The sequence below is a fragment of the Blautia sp. MSK18_10 genome, assembly GCF_020553185.1.
In the GTDB taxonomy this organism is placed as follows: Bacteria; Bacillota; Clostridia; order Lachnospirales; family Lachnospiraceae; genus Blautia_A; species Blautia_A wexlerae.
Map to the genome: position 1 here is coordinate 1 of NZ_JAJCGT010000139.1, position 357 is coordinate 357.

The 357-nt window shown below is 30.3% G+C and carries 1 protein-coding gene; it reads left to right on the top strand.

What is annotated here, in order from left to right; all coding sequences use genetic code 11:
- Nucleotides 1–155 precede the first annotated feature (155 nt).
- On the top strand, nucleotides 156–357 hold a 202-nt coding region (locus tag LI074_RS17205; RefSeq protein WP_055201340.1), incomplete at its 3' end, for a hypothetical protein.

Below are 357 nucleotides of genomic sequence, written 5' to 3' on the forward strand. Positions count from 1 at the left end.
ATCATTGATGAATTTGGCAATAGTCTTCATAATAAATTGGCTGAAAAAATTATTGAATTCTTTATGGAGAATGTTGCTTTACGCTAAAATGGTTTCATGCTATCATTAGTTTAGTTAAAAATTTTGATGGCATGAAGCTATTTTTGATTGGAGGCATGGAAGATTTGAACTTTAACTATTGCTATAAAATTACTTATGAATCAGGGGAAACTTATGACAGACGAAGAAATGAGCTGTCAGTAGAAATTTCAAAAGAAGACTATAAGAAAATTATAACAGGAGTATTACAGGAAAGACCGATTGATCAGATTGAAGGGATTTCGGATGTAATTGATAAAATGACGGAAAATGTTGAAT